The sequence below is a fragment of the Cellulosimicrobium sp. G4 BAM 1002 genome (assembly GCF_057126935.1).
The window spans coordinates 3239718-3261386 of the sequence record NZ_CP182109.1 but is presented as its reverse complement, the minus strand read 5'-3'; the positions used below and the strand labels follow the sequence as shown (position 1 = coordinate 3261386).

Sequence of the window (21669 nt, the reverse complement as noted above, 5' to 3'; positions counted from 1 at the left end):
CCCACCCGCTCGGCCGTTCCCGTCACCCGGCAGGTGGCCGAGTCGCGCCGAGGTGGAACCCTGGTCCGCCGAGGTAGAACCGTGGTCGCGCGAGGTAGAACCCTGGCCCGGCGACGGCCACGGCGGGAGCAGCCCGTGCCCGGCGAGGCGGTGCGGTCCGTGCTCGTGGCGACCATGCGGTTCCGGCCGGTCGAGCAGACCGTTGTGACCCGTCGGGCGCCCGGGACGGGCCGTAACGACAATGCTCGGCGCCCCACCCACCCCGACACCCAGGGCGACCACGCGCCGTCGGACACCAGAACCACGGTTCTACCTCGGCAGACCAGAGTCTTACCTCGCGCGACCAGGGTTCTACCTCGGCAGACCGCGGTTCTCCCTCGGCGTCAGGCGGGGACCAGGTACAGCGCTCCCAGCGGGGGGAGGCGGAGGGTCGCCGAGTGCGCGCGGCCCTTCCACGGGACAGCCTCGGCCTCGACCGCGCCGAGGTTGCCGACGCCCGACCCGCCGTACGTCTCTGCGTCGGTGTTGAGCACCTCGCGCCATGCGCCGCCCGCGGGCAGCGCGACGCGGTACCCCTCGTGCGGGGTCCCGGCGAAGTTCACGACCACCGCGACCTGCTTCCCGTCGCGCCCGCGCCGGACGTAGGCGAGGACGTTGTGGTCGGCGTCGTCGGCGTCGAGCCACTCGAACCCGGCGGGGTCGTGGTCCAGCTCCCAGAGCGCGGGTGTGGCGCGGTAGAGCGCGTTGAGGTCCCGGACGGTGCGCAGCACGCCCTGGCGGCCCGGGTCGGCGACGAGGCCGTCCCAGTCGAGCGACGCGCCCTCGTTCCACTCGGTGTGCTGCCCGATCTCGCTGCCCATGAAGAGCAGCTGCTTGCCGGGGTGCGACCACTGGTAGGCGAGGAACGCGCGGACGCCGGCGCGCTTCTGCCAGTCGTCGCCGGGCATCTTGCCGTAGAGCGAGCCCTTGCCGTGCACGACCTCGTCGTGGCTGATGGGCAGGACGAACTGCTCGGAGTACGCGTAGACCATGGAGAACGTGATCTCGTGGTGGTGGTAGCGCCGGTTGATGGGCTCCTCGGCGACGTAGCGCAGGGAGTCGTTCATCCAGCCCATGTTCCACTTGAGCCCGAACCCGAGCCCGCCGGACGACGTCGGGCGCGTGACCCCGGGCCAGGCCGTGGACTCCTCGGCGATCATCATGACGCCGGGTGTGCGCCGGTAGGCGGTCGCGTTGGTCTCCTGGAGGAACGCGATGGCCTCGAGGTTCTCGCGCCCGCCGTGGACGTTGGGGTGCCACTGGCCGGGGCCGCGCGAGTAGTCGAGGTAGAGCATCGAGGCGACGGCGTCGACGCGCAGCGCGTCGACGTGGAACTCCTCGAACCAGTAGGTCGCGTTGGCGACGAGGAAGTTGCGCACCTCGTTGCGGCCGAAGTCGAAGACGAACGTGCCCCAGTCGGGCTGCTCGCCGCGCAGGGGGTCGGCGTGCTCGTAGCAGGGGGTGCCGTCGAACCGGGCGAGCGCCCACTCGTCGCGCGGGAAGTGCGCGGGGACCCAGTCGACGACGACCCCGATCCCGGCGGCGTGCAGGCGGTCGACGAGGTACCGGAAGTCGTCGGGGTGGCCGAAGCGCGACGTGGGCGCGTAGTAGCCGGTGACCTGGTAGCCCCACGACCCGCCGAACGGGTGCTCGGCGACGGGGAGGAGCTCGACGTGCGTGAACCCCTGCTCCACGACGTAGTCGGTGAGCTGCTCGGCGAGGTCGCGGTAGGAGAGCCCCTGCCGCCACGAGCCGAGGTGCACCTCGTAGACGCTCACCGGCCCGGCGTGCGGGTCGCGCGCGGCACGCTCGGCGAGCCACGCGTCGTCGGACCAGTCGAAGTGCGACTCGACGACGACGCTCGCCGTCGCGGGTGGCACCTCCGCCGCCTTGGCGAGCGGGTCGGCCTTCTGGCGCCACGACCCGTCGGGGCCCAGGATCTCGTACTTGTACCGGGCGCCGGCGACGACGCCCGGGACGAACAGCTCCCACACGCCGGTGCTCCCGAGCGACCGCATCGGGTGCGTCGACCCCCAGCCGTTGAAGTCGCCGATGACGCGCACCGCTCGCGCGTTGGGTGCCCAGACGGCGAACGCCGTACCGGTCGTCTCGCCGAGCACGCTGGGGAACGTGCGGACGTTGGCCCCGAGCGCGCGCCACAGCTCCTCGTGCCGGCCCTCGCGGATGAGGTGCAGGTCGACGTCGCCCAGGGTGGGCAGGAAGCGGTACGGGTCGTCCGCCGTCGTCGTCTCGCCGCCGTACCGGGCGCGGACCCGGTAGTCGGGCGCGTGGCGCGTGCCGTCGTCGTCCCGGCGCACCGGCACGACGGCGGTCCACACGCCGTCCTGCTCGTGCGCGGCGGGGTGCTCGCCGTCCGCGGTGACGACGACGACCTCGTCGGCGAGAGGGCGCAGGACGCGCACGACGGCGCGCGCGTCGTCGGGCTCGGGTGCCAGGTGCGGGCCGAGCACGGCGTGCGGGTCGAACATGCGTCCGGCCGCGGCGGCCGCGAGCGCGTCCGGCGGTACGACGACGGGTGGCGGGGTGGCGGAATCGGCGGGCCCGGTCATGGGGCAACCTTTCCACGCTTCCGCGACCCCGACATGACGGGCTCGCCGGACGGCCGCAGTAGGCTCACGAGCCGAGGGAAGGAGTTCCGTGGCGAGGATCACGATCGCTGACATCGCCCGCGAGGCCGGGGTCTCGACGGGCGCGGTGTCGTACGCGCTGAACGACCGGCCGGGTGTCTCGGAGTCGACGCGCGCACGGATCCTCGCGATCGCGGCCGAGCTAGGGTGGGCACCCAGCTCGGCCGCGCGCTCGCTCTCGGGCGCGCGCACGGAGACGGTGGGGCTGGTGCTCGCGCGCGATCCCGCGATGCTCGGCGTCGAGTCGTTCTACATGCAGTTCCTCGCGGGTATCGAGTCCGAGCTGTCGCAGCGCTCGTACGCGCTCCTCCTCCAGGTCGTCCCGGACCGGGAGACCGAGCTCCGGGCCTACCGGGCTTGGCGTGCGGCGCGGCGGGTCGACGGTGTGATCATCGTCGACCCGAGCGTCGACGACCCGCGGATCGAGATGTTCTCGCAGCCGGACGCGCTCCCGGCGGTCGTCGTGGGGGACCCGGCGCTCGCGGGTGGACTGACCAACGTCTGGACCGACGACGCGGCAGCGGTCCGCGAGTCGGTCCGGTACCTGCACGCCGTCGGGCACCGCCGCATCGCGCGCGTCGCCGGCGTCGAGGGGTTCGGCCACACGGGGATCCGCGACGACGCGTTCCGGGACGAGATCGCGACCCTGGGCGGCGAGGGGTTGATCGCCCGGACCGACTACTCGGCGGTGCAGGGCGCCGTGGCGACGAGGACTCTCCTGACCGGCGCCGAGCCGCCGACGGCAATCGTCTACGACAACGACGTCATGGCGGTCGCCGGCCTGGGTGTCGCGAGCGAGATCGGGGTCCGCGTGCCCCAGGACGTCTCGATGATCGCGTGGGACGACTCGCCCTTGTGCGAGGCGACCTTCCCGCGGCTCTCGGCGCTGAGCCATGACGTGACGCGTTATGGCGCGCACGTCGCGCGCCGCCTGTTCGACCGGATCGAGGGGAAGGCCGGAGGCAGCTTCCTGGACTCGACCCCGACGCTCCGCCCCCGAGGGACGACTGCTCGCCGCTCCGACTGACGCGCTTCAGCACCCAGCGGGCGAGTTCGCCGAACGATACCAATCTGTGATGCCCAGTCCTGGACTTAACGCAACTTAACCGCTTAACTAAGCGAGTTGCCGGACGGAGCGAGCGATCGTCGCCCGGGTCGGCGACGTCAACGACGACCAAGGAGTGGAACGGACATGGCAAGGAAGCAGATCGGCGCCGCCCTCGCGGTGACAGCGCTGACGTTCACGCTGGGCGCTTGCTCCAGCGACTCGAGCGGTGACGGCGGCGAGGACGGGGAGCTGTCGGGCACCATCACCGTCCTGACGAACCGGACCGACATCGTGGACACGACCCTGGCGGAGTACGCCGAGCAGTTCCAGGCGGAGAACCCCGGGGTCACCGTCGAGTTCGAGGCGATCACCGACTACGAGGGTGATGTCTCCATCCGCCTCAACACGCAGGACTACGGCGACGTCCTCCTGGTCCCGAACTCCGTGGGGACCGACCAGCTGTCCCAGTTCTTTGAGCCCCTCGGCACCGTCGACGAGCTCGCGCAGGACTTCCGCTTCGTGAACGAGAAGGCGTACGACGGCCAGGTCTACGGCCTCGCGACCTTCGGCACGGCGATGGGCTACGTCGTCAACAAGAAGGTGTGGGCCGACGCCGGGATCACGGAGCCGCCTGCGACGGAGCAGGAGTTCCTGGACGCGCTCGCCGCGATCGGCGAGAAGACCGACGCGATCCCGTACTACACGAACTACGCCGACGGCTGGCCGCTCTCCCAGTGGCAGAGCAACCAGGGCACCATCGCCGGCCCCACGGCCGTTCAGGAGCGTGTCTCGCAGGACGCGCCGTGGACCGAGGGCAACGAGCAGTACGCGATCGACAGCCTCGTCTACGACATCGTCGCGGGCGGGCACTCCGAGCCCGACCCGACCACGACGAACTGGGAGGAGTCCAAGACGCTCCTCGGCACGGGGCAGGTCGCCTCCATGGTGCTCGGTTCGTGGGCGGTGCCCCAGATGCGGGACGCGGCGGAGCAGGCAGGAGGGTCGGCCGACGACATCGACTTCTGGCCGATGCCGTGGCAGACCGACGGGATCTTCTCGACGACGGTCTCGGGTGACTACAAGCTCGCGGTCTCGAAGCACTCCGAGAACAAGGAAGCGGCGCGCGCCTGGGTCGACTGGTTCCTCCGCGAGACGACGTTCGCCGCCGAGCAGGGCGGCATCTCGCCGCTCGTGGGCGCCCCGGCGCCCGACATCCTCGCGACGTTCGACGAGCTGGGCGTGAACCAGGTCGAGCTCGAGCCCTCGCCCGCGGGCGAGGAGTCGTGGGACAGCGACATCTCCGACGCCTCGGAGATCGACCTCTGGGGCGACAAGTACCGCCGGGCGATGGTCGACGTCGCCCGCGGTGCCGCGGACGGGGACAAGGAGTCCTTCTTCGCCGACCTGAACACCCGCTGGGCGGCCGCACGCGCCGACGTCGTGGGCTGACCGACCACCCCTGCCGCGTGGGGTCCTGACCGCCCCGTCAGGGCCCCACGCACCCTTCGAGAAATGAGTTCCGTCATGGCAGTCCTGAGCCCGACGAGGCCCACCGGCGCGGTGGGTGCCGGGGCTCGCACGGCACCACGAACCCGGCGCGGCTGGCGGATCACGCCGTGGCTGTTCCTCGTGGTCCCGCTCGCGCTCCTGCTCCTGTTCACCTACGTACCGGTCGCGAACATGGTCTGGTACAGCTTCACGTCCTGGGACGGTCTCGATCCCGTCAAGGAGCCCGTGGGTCTCGAGAACTATGTCGAGATCTTCACCAGGCCTGAGATCTTCCGCGTGTTCTTCGTCAGCGTGTACTACCTCGTCGGAGCATTCCTGCAGCTGGTCCTCGCGCTCTACTTCGCGACGATCCTCAGCTTCAGCACGCGGTTCCGGAACCTGTTCAAGGGATTCATCTTCTTTCCCTACCTGCTCAACGGCGTCGCCATCGGTCTGGTGTTCCTGTTCTTCTTCCGGCCGGGCGGCACGCTCGACGCACTGCTCACCCTCGTGGGCGTGAGCGAACCTCCGATGTGGCTCGGCGACCCCTCGCTGGTCAACTACTCGCTCGCGGCGACGTCCGTGTGGCGCTACATGGGTCTCAACTTCGTGCTGTTCCTGGGCGCGATCCAGTCGATCCCCGGCGAGCTCTACGAGGCGGCCGACCTCGACGGCGCGTCGTCGTGGCAGAAGTTCCGCTACATCATCCTGCCCGGCATCCGGCAGATCGTCGGGCTCTCGCTCATCCTCGCGATCTCGGGCGCGCTCTCCGTGTTCGAGATCCCGTTCATCATGACCGGCGGGGCGAACGGTTCCGAGACCTTCGTCATCCAGACGGTCGACACCGCGTTCAGGTTCTCCAAGGTGGGGCTCGCCTCCGCCATGGCCGTCGTCCTCCTGCTGATCGTGCTCGTCATCAGCTGGATCCAGCGCCGGTTCTTCCCCGATGACAAGGGAGATCTCGCATGACCGCCCCGACCACCGCCCCCGCGCGCCCGGAGCCGACGACCACCGAACGCACCCGGCAGCGGACGATGCGCTGGGCGCGAGCCTGGAGCCCGGTCCTCGGGCCCGTCGGCACGACGCTCAAGTACGTCTCGCTCGTGGCGGCGTGCGCGTTCGCGATCGTCCCCATCGTCACGATCTTCATGGCCGCGTTCAAGTCGCGGGAGGAGTACGCGACCACCGGTCCCCTCGACGCGCCGCGGAGCTGGTTCAACCTCGAGAACTTCGCGACCGCGTTCACGCAAGGGAAGATGCTCGAGGGGTTCCTCAACACGACGATCATCCTCGTGGTGACCCTGGCCGGGACGATCCTCATCGGGACGATGACGGCCTACGCCGTCGACCGCTTCGACTTCCGGGGCAAGAAGGCCGTCATGGCGCTGTTCCTGCTCGCGACGCTCGTCCCCGCCGTGACGACGCAGGTTGCCACGTTCCAGATCATCAACGGCCTCGGGCTGTTCAACACCCGCTGGGCCGCCATCGTGCTGTTCATGGGGACCGACATCATCGCGATCTACATCTTCCTGCAGTTCATGAAATCGATCCCGCGCTCGCTCGACGAAGCCGCCATGCTGGACGGCGCGAACCGCCTGACGATCTACGCCCGGATCATCTTCCCGCTGCTGCGACCGGCCATCGCCACGGTCGTCATCATCAAGGGCATCGCGGTGTACAACGAGTTCTACATCCCCTTCCTCTACATGCCGTCGGCCAAGCTCGGCGTCATCTCGACCTCGCTGTTCCGCTTCAAGAGCCCGTTCGGCTCGCAGTGGGAGGTGATCGCCGCCGGCACGATCCTGGTGATCGTCCCGACTCTCGTCGCGTTCCTCCTCCTCCAACGACACATCTACAACGGCCTGACCGCAGGAGCCACCAAGTGACGACCACCGAGTCCCGCGTCCTCGGGACGACCCGCCGCCCGCTCCACGACGGCTGGACGGTGACCGCTGCGCGCGGTCCCGTCCCGGCGGGGACCGCGGTCATCGACGTCCCCGCGACCGTGCCAGGGAGCGTCCACACCGACCTGATGGCCGCCGGGGTGATCGTGGACCCGTACCTCGACGACCACGAGCGGCTGCTCTCGTGGATCGGTCGCACGGACTGGACCTACACCACGCGGTTCGAGTGGAGCCCGGACGGGCACGAGCGCCACGACCTCGTCTTCGACGGTCTCGACACCGTCGCGGAGATCGTCCTCAACGGCGCACCGGTAGGCTCGACGGCGAACATGCACCGCACGTACCGGTTCGACGTGCGCGCGCTGCTCGTCGACGGGGAGAACGAGCTCGTCGTCCGGTTCTCGGCCCCCGTGCCGTACGCGGACCGGCAGAGCCTGCTCCTCGGCTACCGGCCGCAGGTGAACCAGCACCCCTTCAACGCGATGCGCAAGATGGCCTGCAGCTTCGGGTGGGACTGGGGCCCCGACACGGCAAGCTCGGGGATCTGGCGACCCGTGCGCCTCGAGTCCTGGTCCGTCGCGCGGCTCGCCCAGGTGCGGGTCCACGCGACGGTCGACGGCGTCGGGGCCGGCGAGCTCGCCACGAGCACGGCGGGCCGCGTGAGCGTCGTCGCCGAGATCGAGCGCTCGCGGTCCGGCGGAGACACGTCCACGGGCTCGACGCTCGCGCTCGCCGCGACCGTCGCCGGGATCCGCGTCCACGTGCCCGCCGACGCCGACCGCGTCGAGCTCGACGTGGTCGTGCCCGAGGTCGACCTGTGGTGGCCACGCACGCACGGCGACCAGCCCCTCTACGGCGTCGACATCGAGCTGCGCTCGGGCCTCGACGTGATCGACGCGTCCTCGCGCCGCGTCGGGTTCCGCACGGCGACGCTCGAGATGGAGCCCGACGACGACGGGACCTCGTTCCGGTTCGTCGTCAACGGCGTCCCCGTCTGGGTGCGGGGCGCCAACTGGATCCCCGACGACGCGTTCCCGCACCGCGTGACGCGCGAGCGCTACGCCGAGCGCATCGACCAGGCGGTCTCCGCGAACATGAACCTCCTGCGGGTGTGGGGCGGCGGGATCTACGAATCGGACGACTTCTACGACCTGTGCGACGAGCGCGGCATCCTCACCTGGCAGGACTTCCTCTTCGCGTGCGCCGCGTACGCGGAGGAGGAGCCGCTGCGGTCCGAGGTCGAGGCGGAGGTGCGCGACAACGTCGCCCGCCTCGGTCACCACGCGTCGCTCGTGCTGTGGAACGGCAGCAACGAGAACATCTGGGGCTTCCACGACTGGAACTGGCAGAAGCGCCTCGACGGCCGCACCTGGGGTCTCGGCTACTACACGGAGCTCCTGCCGCGCATCGTCGCGGAGCTGGACCCAGGCTGCGCGTACACGCCGTCGAGCCCGTGGTCCGGGAGCCTGGACGTGCACCCCAACGACCCTCGGCACGGCTCGATGCACGAGTGGGAGCTCTGGAACCGCCAGGACTGGCCGCGCTACCGCGAGACGGTCCCGCGCTTCATGGCCGAGTTCGGGTGGCAGGGTCCACCGACGTGGTCCACGCTGACTCGCGCGATCAGCGACGACCCGCTGACCCCCGAGTCGCCGGGGATGCTCGTCCACCAGAAGGCGATGCAGGGCAACGACAAGCTCACCGACGGGCTGGTCGCGCACGTGCCCCTCCCAGACGCGATGGAGGACTGGCACTGGGCGATGTCCTGGAACCAGGCCACCGCCGTGGGCACCGCGATCGAGCACTACCGCTCGTGGAGCCCGCGCTGCATGGGCGCTGTCGTGTGGCAGCTCAACGACTGCTGGCCCGTGACGTCGTGGGCCGCCGTCGACGGTGACGGACGGGCGAAGCCGCTCCTGTTCGCCCTGCGGCACGCGTACGCGGACCGGCTCGTCACGATCCAGCCGCGCGGGGACGGGGGTTCCCTCGCCGTCGCGGTCGTCAACGACACGCGCGAGTCGTGGCGGGGCGACCTCGTCGTGCGCCGGACGCGCTACGACGGCGTCGAGATCGAGGCGACCAAGATCCCGGTCGACGTCGCGGCGCGCGGCACCGCCGTCGTCCCCGTCCCGGACGGGGTCGGAACCCCGGAGGACCGCGGCGCAGAGCTCCTCGTCGCGTCCCTCGGCCACGAGAGCGCGACGTGGTTCTTCGCCGAGCCCCGCGACAGCGCGCTGGGCAGCCCCGCGCTGCACGTCGAGGTGACGTCGACGGCCGACGGCGCCCGCGTCCGGGTCACGACGGACACCGCGGTGCGCGGCCTGACCCTGCTCGCGGACAAGGTCCACCCCGAGGCCGTCGTCGACGACGCGCTCGTCGACCTGCTCGCCGGCGAGAGCGTCACGTTCCACGTGACCGCTCCGGCACCGCTCGACCGGTCCGCCCTCACCGACCCGCGGGTGCTGCGGAGCGTCAACCAGCTCGTCGCTCGCCGGACGGCGGTCCAGGCGTGACGGCCCCGACGGTCGACGCCCGGGAGACGGCACGCGGCCGTGCGAGCGAGGCCGTCACCTGGACGGGGAGGACGACGCACCTCGCGTGGCTCGACGAGCACACGCGCTCGCTGCTCGCGTTCGGGCGACACGCCGTCGTGCCCGGGGGAGGCGCGGCCTACCTCGACGGCGACGGCCGGCCTGACCCGCGTCACGGGGTGCAGACCTGGATCACGTGCCGGACCGTGCACGTGTACGCGCTCGGCACCATGCTCGGCGTCCCGGGGTGCGAACCGGTGGCCCGCGGGGCCCTCGACGGTCTGCTCGAGCCGCTCCGCGACACCGTGCACGGCGGGTGGTTGCATGCCCTCGACGCGCAGGGGGCCGCGGACGTCACGGCAGGCAAGTCATGCTACGACCACGCGTTCGTCCTGCTCGCCGCCTCCAGCGCGAGCCTCGCCGGGCTGCCCGGAGCGCGCTCCCTGCTCGACGACGCGTGCGCGGTCTTCCTCGACCGGTTCTGGGACGAGCGCACGGGACTCGCGGTCGACACGTGGGACCACGCTTTCGCCACGCTCGACCCGTACCGGGGGCTCAACGCCAACATGCACGCGGTCGAGGCGATGCTCGCCGTCGGCGACGCGACGGGCGACCCGGCGTGGCACGACCGTGCCGCACGGGTCACCCGGCTCGTCGTGCGCCTCACCGCCGAGCACGACGGCCGCCTGCCCGAGCACTTCGACGCGTCGTGGACGGCAGACCTCGAGCGGGGCGTGGACCGTCCCGACGACCCCTTCAAGCCGTACGGCGCGACCGTCGGGCACGGTCTCGAGTGGTCCCGCCTGCTGCTGCACACGGAGGGCGCGCTCGGCGCCGCGGCGCCGGCCGACCTGTGCGCGACGGCGGTCGCGCTCTTCGACCGGGCCGTCGCCGACGGCTGGGCGGTGGACGGGGCGGACGGCTTCGTCTACACCACGGACTGGGCGGGGCGTCCGGTGGTGCGCGAGCGCATGCACTGGGTTCTCGCCGAGGCCGTCGCCGCCGCGGACGCGCTGCACCGACGCACGGGCGAGACCCGGTACGCAGACCTCTACGCGGCATGGTGGGACTACGCCGCGACGCACCTGGTCGACCACGAACGCGGGTCGTGGCACCACGAGCTCGACACGGCCAACCGGCCCGCGGGGGCGGTGTGGCCGGGCAAGCCCGACCTCTACCACGCGGTCCAGGCCACGCTCCTGCCGCGGCTCCCGCTCGGTCCGTCGATCGCGCGGTCGGTCCGCGACGGGAAGGTGGCCTCGTGACGCGCTTCCTCGTGGTCGGCGAGGCGCTCGTCGACGTCGTGCCCGACGGCACCGACGGCGTGCGCGAGCTCCCGGGCGGCAGCCCGGCGAACGTCGCCCTCACCCTCGGTCGGCTCGGCAGGGACGTGCGCCTGTGCACCGCGCTCGCACCGGACGACCGCGGGGACCTCGTGCGCGGGTGGCTGCGGTCGAGCGACGTCGACGTGCGTGCCACGACCCCCACGACCCGACGGACCTCGACCGCGCACGTCACCCTTGACGCGCACGGCGGCGCGACCTACGCGTTCGACCTGGCGTGGGAGCTCGACGAGGTCGACGCGGCGGGTGTCGACGTCCTGCACGTGGGGTCCGTCGCGACGGTCCTCGCGCCGGGCGCGGACGCGGTGCGGGACGCGGTGCGCCGCGCCCGGGCACACGCGGTCATCTCGTTGGACCCGAACCTGCGGCCCGTGCTGGTCGAGGACGCGGCGGCCGTGCGCGCCAGGACCGACGAGCTGGTGGCGCTCGCGGACGTCGTGAAGGTGAGCGACGAGGACCTCGCCTGGCTCGCGCCGGGTACGGACCCGGTCGACGTCGCCCGGCGGTGGTCCGGCTGGGGCGTTGCCCTCGTCGTGGTGACGCGGGGTGCGGACGGCGCGACGGTCCTCCGCCACGACGGTCGGGTCCTCGAGGTGCCCGGATGCGCTGCGGACGTCGTCGACACGGTCGGCGCCGGAGACACGTTCACCGGAGCGTTGCTCGACGCGCTCGCGGCGCGCGGCGTGCAGGGCCCGCGCGGGGCGGACGTCCTGCGCGGGCTGTCGGACACGGCGGTGTGGACCGCGGCCCGGGCCGCGGCCGTCGCCGCGTCGGTGACCGTCTCCCGCGCCGGCGCGAACCCGCCGACGCGCACGGAGCTGAGCGAGGCCGCAGGTCCCGTGCGTCCGGAGCCCTTCGCCGGCGCGCCCGTGACCGGCATGACGTGGGGGTGGACCGGTGTGCGGGGCACGTGGACGGGACCAGCCGCCGAGCGCTCGATGGACGAGCTGCGAGGGCTCGGCGTGGACTGGGTCGCCGTGACGCTCTCGGCGAAGCAGGACACGCCGCAGTCGACGCGGATCCGCTACGCGGACGAGCCGACAGTGACCGACGACGAGGTGCGCTCGGCGATCCGTGCCGCCAGGGCTCGCGGCTGGAAGGTGTGCCTCAAGCCCGTCGTGGACTCCGCCGACGGTACGTGGCGAGCGTTCATCGGCTTCTTCGACGAGGACGTCCCCGGGGAACCCTCGTGGGACGAGTGGTTCGCGTCGTACACAGAGTTCGTCGTCCACCACGCGCGCATCGCGGCAGAGGAAGGCGTCGAGATGTTCTGCGTCGGCTGCGAGATGGTGCGCGCGGACAGTAGGGACGCGCACTGGCGCGCTCTCGTGGCCGCCGTACGCGAGGTGTACGACGGCCTGGTCACGTACAACTGCGACAAGTACCAGGAGGACCGCGTCACGTGGTGGGACGCCGTCGACGTCATCGGCAGCTCCGGCTACTACCCGGCTGGGACGTGGGACCAGCACCTGGACCGGATCGAGGCGGTCGTCGCGCGCGAGGACAAGCCGTTCGTCTTCCTCGAGGCCGGCTGCCCGAGCCGTGAGGGCTCGCCCTCCCGGCCGAACGACTGGACCCTCGAGGGCCCGCCCTCGGGCGAGGCGCAGGCGGCGTGGCTCACCGAGATGTTCGACGCGTGCGCGCGCCGGCCGTGGGTCTCGGGCTTCTTCCTCTGGGACTGGCCGTCGCCCCTGTACCGGCTGGAGGAAGCCGCGGAAAACGACGACTACTGCATGTACGGCAAGCCCGGCGCAGACGTCGTGCGGGTGGCGTACGAGGAGCTGCGGGCGCGCTCGCGCGGCTGAGCGACGTGCGGCGCGCGGCGCGCGGCGCCGAGACCGGTGCCCGGCGGACACGGCCCGGGAGCTCTCCGAACTCACGGAGAGCTCCCGGGCCGTCGTGCGTCCGGGCGCGAGCGACGCTTTTCTCGCCCTGGCTCTGGAATTCTTGGCGGGAATGCACTAGCGTAAAGATGAAGCGCTTAAGTGCGATTCAGGCGGCCGTCCGGCGGAAGAGCTGGACGGGGGGCTGGTTCCGACGGCCCGACGACGACGTCCGCCGCCAGATCGGGCGACGACGCCCGACGGGAGGGTTCTGATGAGACGACTGTTCGCCGCCGTCCTGGGCGCGGTCCTGGCGCTGGTCGCGGTCCCCGTGTCCGCGCACGGAGCCGCCGACGACGGGTTCTCCGTCAGCGGGACGACGATCTACGACGGGAACGGCAACCCGTTCGTGCCCGTCGGCGTGAACCACGCGCACGCGTGGTACCCGGACCAGACGCAGTCCTTCGCGGACATCCGCGCGGCGGGTGCCAACACCGTGCGCGTCGTGCTCACCGGTGGCCGCTACGGGACGACGTCAGCGGCCGAGGTGAGCGCCGTCGTGGAGCGCTGCAAGCAGAACCAGCTCGTGTGCCTCCTCGAGAACCACGACACCACGGGGTACGGCGAGGACGGCAGCGCCCGGTCGCTCGCCGCAGCGGCCCAGTACTGGACGAGCGTCGCCTCGGCCCTGCGCGGCCAGGAGCGCTACGTGATGATCAACCTCGGCAACGAGCCGTTCGGCAACAGCGGGTACCAGGCCTGGACGGCCGACACGATCGCGGCGATCCGGACCCTGCGTGCGGCCGGCCTCGAGCACACGCTCGTCGTGGACGCCCCGAACTGGGGCCAGGACTGGTCCTTCACGATGCGGGACAACGCCCCGACGGTCGCCGCGGCGGACCGCAACGTGGTGTTCAGCGTGCACATGTACGGCGTGTTCGACACTGCTGCCGAGGTCCGCGCGTACATCGACTCCTTCAGGAGCCGCGGGCTGCCGCTCATGGTGGGCGAGTTCGGCCACGACCACTCGGACGGCAACCCCGACGAGGCGACGATCATGAGCTACACCCGCTCGCAGGGCGTCGGGATGCTGGGCTGGTCCTGGTCCGGCAACAGCGGCGGCGTCGAGTACCTCGACATGGTGAACGGCTTCTCGGCCGGCTCCCTCACGGTGTGGGGCCAGCGCTTCGTCAACGGGGCCGACGGGCTGCAGGCGCGCAACGCCCCCGTCGCCTCGGTGTACGGCGACGGTGGTGGCGACGGCGAGGAGCCTGGCACGGCGCCGAACGGATATCCGTACTGCGCGAGCGCGTCGTCGGACCCGGACGGTGACGGCTGGGGCTGGGAGAGCAACGCGTCGTGCGTCGTGCGCGGCTCGGCAGCCGACCCTGGTCGGGGCGGCGGCGGGAGCACGGCGCCGAACGGGTACCCGTACTGCGCGAGCGCGTCGTCGGACCCGGACGGTGACGGCTGGGGCTGGGAGAACAGCAGGTCGTGCGTCGTCCGCGGCTCCTCCGCCGACCGCTGACGGGTGGCGGACGCGCTGTGACGACATCTGGAGAACATTGTATTAAGCGGTTCACAGTTAATGGACCGCGGCATTCCCCTCATGGTGGCCGGAGGGCGTGGCGCGCCCGGGCTCGGACGAAGGAGTTTCATGACCACGAACACCGCACGGTGGGTGCACGCCCTCACCGCGTCGGCGGCAGCGCTCGGAGTGGTCGGGGCGGGCACGCTCGCGCTCGCCCCGGCGGCGACGGCGAGCCCGACACCCGACGGCCTCCATGTGCAGGACGGCAGGCTGGTCGAGGCCGACGGGTCCGACCTGGTCCTGCGCGGCATCAACCACGCGCACACCTGGTACACGCACGAGCTCCGGTCGTTCGCCGACATCAAGGGCACAGGCGCCAACTCCGTGCGCGTCGTGCTGTCGAGCGGGGACCGGTGGACCCGCAACGACCCGCAGGACGTCGCGCGTGTCGTGCACGAGTGCGACGTCAACCGCCTCGTGTGCGCGCTGGAGGTGCACGACACCACCGGATACGGCGACGAGTACGCCCCGGACGCCGTGTCGCTCGACCGGGCGGTCGACTACTGGGAGGACCTCTACCCGACGCTCGCGGGGACCGAGGACCGGGTCCTCGTCAACATCGGCAACGAGCCCATCGGCAACGGCCCGGTCGCCGACGAGTGGGCGCCCCGGACGTCGGCGGCGGTCCAGCGCCTGCGCGACATCGGCTACGAGCACACGATCGTCGTCGACGCCCCGAACTGGGGCCAGGACTGGTCGCGGACCATGTACTCCCAGGCGCAGCAGGTGTTCGACGCCGACCCCGACGCCAACGTGGTGTTCTCGGTCCACATGTACGAGGTCTACGGCGACGGGGGAGTGGTGACGGACTATCTGGAGCACTTCGTGGACGCCGGCCTGCCGCTGATCGTCGGCGAGTTCGGTGCGGCGCACTACGGCAACGACGTCGACGAGGACACGATCCTCGCCGAGACGCGTCGTCTGGGTCTGGGCTGGTTCGGCTGGTCGTGGAGCGGGAACAGCGGCGGCGTGGAGGACCTGGACCTCGTGCAGGGCTTCGACCCGACCCTGCCGACGCCGTGGGGGAGCCGCCTGCTGGACGGGCCGGACGGCGTCCGGCAGACGTCGAAGGAGGCCTCGGTGTTCGCCGAGCGCACCGACGGCTGCTCGGCCGAGCTCGAGATCCTGTACCGGTGGCCGGGCGGGTACCAGGGCCAGGTCCGGGTGGACTTCGACGGCTTGCCGGTGTCGACGTGGTCGACCTCGTGGCGAGTGCCTGCGGGCAGCGAGCTCGTGCAGACGTGGCACGGGAGTCTCGTCGTCGACGACGGTGTCGCGACCGTCGCTGCCGAGTCGTGGAACGCCCGCGTGCCGTCCGGCAGGACGATCACCTACGGCTTCACGAGCCGCGGTGACGCACCCGCACTAACCCCGGTCGTGGACTGCTCCGCGAGGTAGAACCGTGGTCTGCGAGGGAGGACCGTGGTCGTCGACCCCGGTTCTCCCTCGCGCTACCGCGGGCACCTTGCGGTCAGGTGGTGCCGGCGAGGAGGCGGTCGACCGCGGCGAGGGGGATGGGCTCCCAGTCCGGGCGGTTGCGGGACTCGTAGACGACCTCGTAGAGCGCCTTGTCGAGCGTGAGCGCGCGGACCAGCGCCTCGGAGGTCGCGCGGTCCACGCCCGCGGTGTCCGCGCGGTCGTACGCGTCGAGGAACGCCGTGCGTGCCTGGACCGCCCAGGAGGGGTCCGTCGCGCGCCCGACGGCGGCCGCGTAGTCGAACGAGCGCACGATGCCGGCGACGTCGCGCAGCGCGAGGTCGGGCCGGGTGCGCTCGGCGACGGGGCGCAGGGGCTCGCCCTCGAAGTCGAGGACCTTCCAGCCGAACCGGCGTGCGTGGAGCACCTGGCCGAGGTGCAGGTCTCCGTGGATCGTCTGCAGGCGCGGGAGCGCGTCAGGCACCCGCGTCACGTTCGCCAGGCGCGCGGCGGTGCGGTCCCAGAACGCGGCGAGGTCCTCCCCGCGACGCGCGAGCGCACGGGACGACGCGACCGCCTCGTCGGAACGGCGTCGCAGGTCGGCGACGAGCCACCGCGCGTCGACGGGCGAGCCGACGCCGAACGCCCGGCGCAGCGCGGAGTGCAGGTCGGCGAGCACGCGCCCGAGATCCGCGGCGAGGTCGGCGAACGAGGAGTCCTGGCCCGCGTACGCGCACGCGAGGTCGAACCCGTCGCGCGCGCCGTCGACGAACTCGCCGAGGATCGCCAGGTGAGCCGAGCGGACCGGCTCGAGTCCTGGCGCGTCCGACGCCGGCTCCTCGCGGGACGGGTCGGCGCCGCCGGCGGCCGGGGTCGGTGGGACCGGGTCGTCGACCGCGTCCCACGTCACCTCCAACCATGCGAGCGGCCGGGGGACGCCGAGCCAGCCCAGGGCGGCGAGCGCACGAGGAATGGTCACGTCGGGGTTCGGGCCGATCGCGATGGCTCGCAGGATCTTGAGCATGGTGCCGCCCGCCGCGTGGGGCAGGAGCACGGAGCTGTTCGACTGCTCCACGCTCAGCGCCCGCCCGCCCGAGAGGTCGTGCGCCGTCGTGGCGGGACCGTTCTCGTCCCACTCGGAGGCGGCGAGCAGGGCGGCCCAGCACGCGGGGTGCGCGGCGCCGTCGTGCACGAGCCAGGTGACGCCGCCGTCGGCGACGGTCCCGATCGCGGCGCCGGTGGCGCCCCCTGCGTGCGGGTCCGGCGCGGAGGCGTCCGCCCCGGGGGCCGGTGCGAGCACCAGCGGCACCTGCACGACGAGGTCCACGCCGTCGCCCACGAGCCGCAGGAGGTGCAGGACGACGCGCACGCCCGACCAGGCACCGTCGGGCAGGCCGTGGCGCGCCGGGGCCGGGACGTCGAGCGCGTACGACAGCCACGGGACGTGTTGCACGTCGACGCCCTTGACCGGGTACCAGCGCCGCGCCGGCAGCCAGGGGTCGAGAAGGGCCATGAGCTCCGCCGAGGGCGGGTCCGTCCGCCGTGCCGTCACCGTCTCTCCGCTCCGTCGGGTCCGCCCCCATGCCATCACGGCCGTGGCCCGCCCGCCGGACGAGCCGGTGTGGGTGGTGAGCCCGACACTGACCGGAAGAGCCCACGGAGCAGGAAGGTCGAGATCATGGAGTGCGAGCACGTCGAGGTCGAGCTCTCGGAGGAGATGGTGCCGTTGAGCCACATCGTCTCGGTCGTGCACTGGTTCACGTGCGTGGTGTGCGGCGAGAGGGCGGGCATCGTCACGAAGACCGAGATGTTCCTGCCGGACCGGGCGACGGGATGATCAGGCGCCCGGCGCGCCGACCGACAACCAGTAGAAGTCGCGCGACCCCCAGGTCATGACCACGCGCTCGTCGTCGCCGACCGCGGGGAAGTGTGCGCCGCCGAACACGTCGGTGAGCGTCGCGCCCGCGAGACCGGGCACCGTCACCGACGCCGAGCGCGCCGTCGCGGAGAGGTTCGCGACGCACAGGATCGTCTCGTCCGGCGTGCGGCGCAGGAACGCGAGGATGGACTCGTTGTCGCACTCGAGCGGCACGAAGTCACCGGTGCCGAACGCGGGGTGCCGCCGCCGCACCTTGAGCATCCCGTGCACCCAGTGCAGCAGCGAGGTGGACTGCTCGAGCTGCGCCTCGACGTTGACGTAGCCGTAGTGGTGCACGAGCGACTGGACGAGCGGCAGGTAGACCTTGCCGGGGTCGGCGGTCGAGAACCCGGCGTTGCGGTCCGGCGTCCACTGCATGGGCGTGCGGACGGCGTCGCGGTCGGGCAGCCAGATGTTGTCGCCCATGCCGATCTCGTCGCCGTAGTACAGGCACGGGCTGCCGGGCAGCGACAGGAGCAGCGCGTGGGCGAGCTCGACCTCCTTGCGCGAGTTGTCGAGCAGGGGAGCGAGCCGACGGCGGATGCCCACGTTCGCGCGCATGCGCGGGTCGGGCGCGTACCACCCGTACATCGACGCGCGCTCCTCGGTGGAGACCATCTCGAGCGTCAGCTCGTCGTGGTTGCGCAGGAACGTGCTCCACTGGGCGCCCGGCGGGATGGGGGGCGTGTCGGCGAGGATCTCGAGGATCTGGTTCGCCCGCTGGTCCCGGATCGCGTAGAACACACGCGGCATCACGGGGAAGTGGAAGCACATGTGGCACTCGGGCTCGTCCTCGGTGCCGAAGTAGTCGACGACCTCACGCGGCCACTGGTTCGCCTCGGCGAGCAGGATCCGGCCAGGGAACTCCGTGTCGACCATGCGCCGCACGCGCCGCAGGAAGGCGTGGGTCTCGGGCAGGTTCTCGCAGTTCGTGCCCTCGGCCTCGTAGAGGTACGGCACCGCGTCGAGCCGGAACCCGTCGACGCCGAGCTGCAGCCAGAACCGCGCGACGTCGAGCATCGCGTCCGCGACGCGTGGGTTCTCGAAGTTGAGGTCGGGCTGGTGCGAGAAGAACCGGTGCCAGAAGAACTGCCGTCGCACGGGGTCGAACGTCCAGTTCGAGGACTCCGTGTCGACGAAGATGATGCGCGCGTCCTGGTAGCGCGAGTCGTCGTCGCTCCACACGTAGAAGTCCCCGTACGGGCCCTCCGGGTCGGCTCGCGAGGCCTGGAACCACGGGTGCTGGTCGCTCGTGTGGTTCATGACGAGGTCGATGACGACGCGCATGCCGCGCGCGTGGGCCTCGCTCACGAGCTCGGCGAAGTCGGACGTCGAGCCGTACTGCGGCGCGATCGCGGTGTAGTCGGACACGTCGTAGCCGCCGTCGCGCAGGGGGGACGGGAAGAACGGCGGCAGCCACAGCGCGTCGATCCCCAGCCACTGGAGGTAGTCGAGGCGCGCGATGAGCCCGCGGAGGTCGCCCGAGCCGCTCCCGTCGGCGTCGGAGAACGCGCGCACGATGACCTCGTAGAACACGGCCGTGCGGTACCAGTCGGGGTCGTCCGAGAGGCCCGGACGGGTGTCGGCGGGCGCCACGGGCTGGCGTCGTGGCGGGAGCGCCGTGATCGGTACCGGCGCCGTGATCGGTGGGACGGGCGCGGGACCGGCCGCCGGGCCCCGGACCGGTACGGGAGGGACCTGCCCGGGGGCGGCCTCGCGCGGGAACGTCACGACGGCCTCACGTGGACGACGTGCGCGACCTGGCGCATCGGCTCGAGCCGCACGTACACGTCCTGGCCCCAGCCGTAGCTCTCGCCGCTGAGCTCGTCGTGCGCGACGAACGACGGCGACCACGGGTCCTGGCCGTCGGCGAGCGGTGGCAGGCCGAGCGTCTCGAGGTCGAGGTGCACGTTCGACTCCTGGGGGGAGTGCGGGTCGAGGTTGACGACCACGACGACGGTGTCCGCGACGCCCGTGGGCGAGTGCTCCGCCGGGAGATGGCGCGAGAACGCGAGCACCTGGTCGTTCGTCGTGGGATGCACGGTGAGGTTCCGCAGCTGCCGCAGCGCGGGGTGGTCGCCGCGGATCTCGTTGAGGCGCGTGAGCAGCGTCGAGATGCCGATGTCCTCCGCGAGCGCCCAGTCGCGCGGCTTGTACTCGTACTTCTCGTTGTCGATCTGCTCCTCGACCCCCGGCCGCGGCACGTTCTCGACGAGCTCGTAGCCCGAGTAGATCCCCCAGGTCGGCGAGCCGAGGGCGGCGAGCACCGCGCGGACCGCGAACCCGGCCACCCCGCCGTGCTGCAGGTACGGCGGGAGGATGTCGTGGGTCGTCGGCCAGAAGCTCGGGCGCATGTACGCGGCGCCCTCGCCCGACACCTCCTCGAGGTACTCGGCCAGCTCCTCGCGCGTGTTGCGCCACGTGAAGTAGGTGTACGACTGGTGGAACCCGATGCGTGCGAGCGTGTGCATCATCGCCGGCTTGGTGAACGCCTCCGACAGGAAGATCACCTCCGGGTGGGTGCGCCGGACCTCGGCGAGCAGCCACTCCCAGAAGTCGAGCGGCTTGGTGTGCGGGTTGTCGACGCGGAACGCCGTGACGCCGCGATCGATCCACACGCGCACGACCCGCAGCACCTCGGCGTAGATCCCCTCGGGGTCGTTGTCGAAGTTCAGGGGGTAGATGTCCTGGTACTTCTTCGGCGGGTTCTCCGCGTAGGCGATCGAGCCGTCGGCGCGCGTCGTGAACCACTCGGGGTGCTCGGCGACCCAGGGGTGGTCGGGCGAGCACTGGAGCGCGAGGTCGATCGCGACCTCGAGCCCGTTGCGCCGGGCCTCCTTGACGAACGCGCGGAACGTGCGGTCGCTGCCGAGCTCGGGGTGGATCGCGTCGTGCCCGCCGTCCTTCGAGCCGATGGCGTACGGGCTGCCCGGGTCGCCCGGCAGCGCCGTGAGGGAGTTGTTGCGCCCCTTGCGGTGGGTCGTGCCGATGGGGTGGACCGGCGTGAGGTAGACGACGTCGAAGCCCATCGCCGCGATGGCCGGCAGCCGCCGGGCCGCGGAGGTGAACGTGCCCGACCGCCAGCGCCCGTCCTTGAGGCGCCGCGCGCCCTCGGAGCGCGGGAACATCTCGTACCACGCGCCCGCGAGCGCCAGCGGGCGCTCGACCCGGAGGTCGTACGTGGCCGACGCGGTCACGTGGTCGCGCAGCGGGGCGCGGTCCAGGACCTCGCGCACCTCGGGCGACGTCGCCGCGGCGAGCCGGGCCTGCGCGGGTCGGCCCGGGTCGCGCAGGGCCGCGAGGGCGTCGGCGAGCACGTGCGCGTCCTCGGGCGAGCGGACGCCCGGCGTGCCGTCCGGGCCGGGGAGCGGGACGGCGTCGGCCAGGACGCGCTCGAGGAGCAGCACCCCCTCGGCCAGCATGAGGTCGACGTCGACGCCCGCCTCGATCTTGACCGTCGCGTCGTGCGCCCACGTCCCGTACGGGTCGCTCCACGCCTCGACCCGCAGCGACCAGTCGCCGAGCGCGTCCGGGTGGAGCGTGGCGCGGAACCGGTCGAGGCCCGGCGCGACGTCGACCATGCGTGCCGTCCGCTCGGCCCCGTCCGGGGCGACCAGCACCGCCGTGGCGGCGACGGCGTCGTGCCCCTCGCGGAAGACGGTCGCCTCGACCGGGACCATCTCCCCGACGACCGCCTTGGCCGGCCAGCGACCGCCCTCGACCACGGGCGAGACCTCGAGGACGGGGATGCGGCCGATCGGGGCCGCGGGCGCGGGGGAGGGAAGCGCTGCGGCGGGGACGATGGACACGGGGGGCGGAGAAGCGGAGTGGCGCGGCGCGCGGGCCGGTGGGGTCGACGTCACACGCACAACGTATCGAGGCACACGGGGGGTGGGCACCTGGGGAGGGTGCCGGGCGAG

Annotated in this window: 14 protein-coding genes; 10 read left to right on the top strand and 4 right to left on the bottom strand. The window is 71.9% G+C overall.

What is annotated here, in order from left to right; all coding sequences use genetic code 11:
* Window positions 1–383 precede the first annotated feature (383 nt).
* Complete coding sequence (gene glgB, locus ACMXGY_RS14665) at window positions 384–2609, bottom strand: 1,4-alpha-glucan branching protein GlgB (protein WP_483773719.1); 2226 nt, start codon at window positions 2607–2609, stop codon at window positions 384–386.
* Between the two features lie 88 nt (window positions 2610–2697).
* On the opposite strand from glgB, the gene ACMXGY_RS14660 reads away from it, so the two are divergent.
* From ACMXGY_RS14660 to ACMXGY_RS14620, 9 genes are all read left to right on the top strand, one after another.
* Window positions 2698–3714 (top strand): LacI family DNA-binding transcriptional regulator, encoded by a 1017-nt coding sequence (locus ACMXGY_RS14660; protein WP_483773718.1) that lies wholly within the window; start codon window positions 2698–2700, stop codon window positions 3712–3714.
* A 165-nt stretch (window positions 3715–3879) separates the two neighbouring features.
* Complete coding sequence (locus ACMXGY_RS14655) at window positions 3880–5184, top strand: ABC transporter substrate-binding protein (RefSeq protein ID WP_483773717.1); 1305 nt, start codon at window positions 3880–3882, stop codon at window positions 5182–5184.
* Between the two features lie 75 nt (window positions 5185–5259).
* A complete protein-coding gene (locus ACMXGY_RS14650; RefSeq protein ID WP_483773716.1) occupies window positions 5260–6192 on the top strand; it encodes a carbohydrate ABC transporter permease in 933 nt (310 codons plus the stop codon).
* Window positions 6193–6257: 65 nt separating this feature from the next.
* Complete coding sequence (locus ACMXGY_RS14645) at window positions 6258–7109, top strand: carbohydrate ABC transporter permease (RefSeq protein ID WP_483776873.1); 852 nt, start codon at window positions 6258–6260, stop codon at window positions 7107–7109.
* Window positions 7106–9640 (top strand): glycoside hydrolase family 2 protein, encoded by a 2535-nt coding sequence (locus ACMXGY_RS14640; RefSeq protein WP_483773715.1) that lies wholly within the window; start codon window positions 7106–7108, stop codon window positions 9638–9640. Before ACMXGY_RS14645 ends, ACMXGY_RS14640 begins: the two co-directional genes overlap by 4 nt.
* Entirely contained in the window at window positions 9637–10923 is a 1287-nt protein-coding gene (locus ACMXGY_RS14635; RefSeq protein WP_483773714.1) for an AGE family epimerase/isomerase, read from the top strand. Before ACMXGY_RS14640 ends, ACMXGY_RS14635 begins: the two co-directional genes overlap by 4 nt.
* Window positions 10920–12806, top strand: coding sequence for a PfkB family carbohydrate kinase (locus ACMXGY_RS14630; RefSeq protein WP_483773713.1), 1887 nt, complete (start codon window positions 10920–10922; stop codon window positions 12804–12806). Before ACMXGY_RS14635 ends, ACMXGY_RS14630 begins: the two co-directional genes overlap by 4 nt.
* Before the next feature lie 292 nt (window positions 12807–13098).
* The gene (locus ACMXGY_RS14625; RefSeq protein ID WP_483773711.1) at window positions 13099–14352 is read left to right on the top strand and encodes a cellulase family glycosylhydrolase; all 1254 of its coding nucleotides are present in this window, start codon (window positions 13099–13101) and stop codon (window positions 14350–14352) included.
* A 129-nt stretch (window positions 14353–14481) separates the two neighbouring features.
* The gene (locus ACMXGY_RS14620; protein ID WP_483773710.1) at window positions 14482–15813 is read left to right on the top strand and encodes a cellulase family glycosylhydrolase; all 1332 of its coding nucleotides are present in this window, start codon (window positions 14482–14484) and stop codon (window positions 15811–15813) included.
* A gap of 73 nt (window positions 15814–15886) precedes the next feature.
* Here ACMXGY_RS14620 and ACMXGY_RS14615 read toward each other — a convergent pair whose 3' ends face one another.
* Window positions 15887–17383: an aminoglycoside phosphotransferase gene (locus ACMXGY_RS14615; RefSeq protein ID WP_483773709.1), complete on the bottom strand. Its 1497-nt coding sequence runs from the start codon at window positions 17381–17383 to the stop codon at window positions 15887–15889.
* Window positions 17384–17509: 126 nt separating this feature from the next.
* Here ACMXGY_RS14615 and ACMXGY_RS14610 point away from each other — a divergent pair, with 126 nt between their 5' ends.
* Window positions 17510–17668 carry a hypothetical protein gene (locus tag ACMXGY_RS14610; RefSeq protein WP_483773708.1) on the top strand — a complete coding sequence of 53 codons (159 nt, stop codon included), beginning with the start codon at window positions 17510–17512 and terminating at the stop codon, window positions 17666–17668.
* Here ACMXGY_RS14610 and treS read toward each other — a convergent pair whose 3' ends face one another.
* Both treS and ACMXGY_RS14600 read right to left on the bottom strand, forming a co-directional pair.
* Window positions 17669–19393, bottom strand: coding sequence for a maltose alpha-D-glucosyltransferase (gene treS / locus ACMXGY_RS14605; protein ID WP_483776872.1), 1725 nt, complete (start codon window positions 19391–19393; stop codon window positions 17669–17671).
* Window positions 19394–19476: 83 nt separating this feature from the next.
* Complete coding sequence (locus tag ACMXGY_RS14600) at window positions 19477–21558, bottom strand: alpha-1,4-glucan--maltose-1-phosphate maltosyltransferase (protein WP_483773707.1); 2082 nt, start codon at window positions 21556–21558, stop codon at window positions 19477–19479.
* Between the last annotated feature and the right edge of the window lie 111 nt (window positions 21559–21669).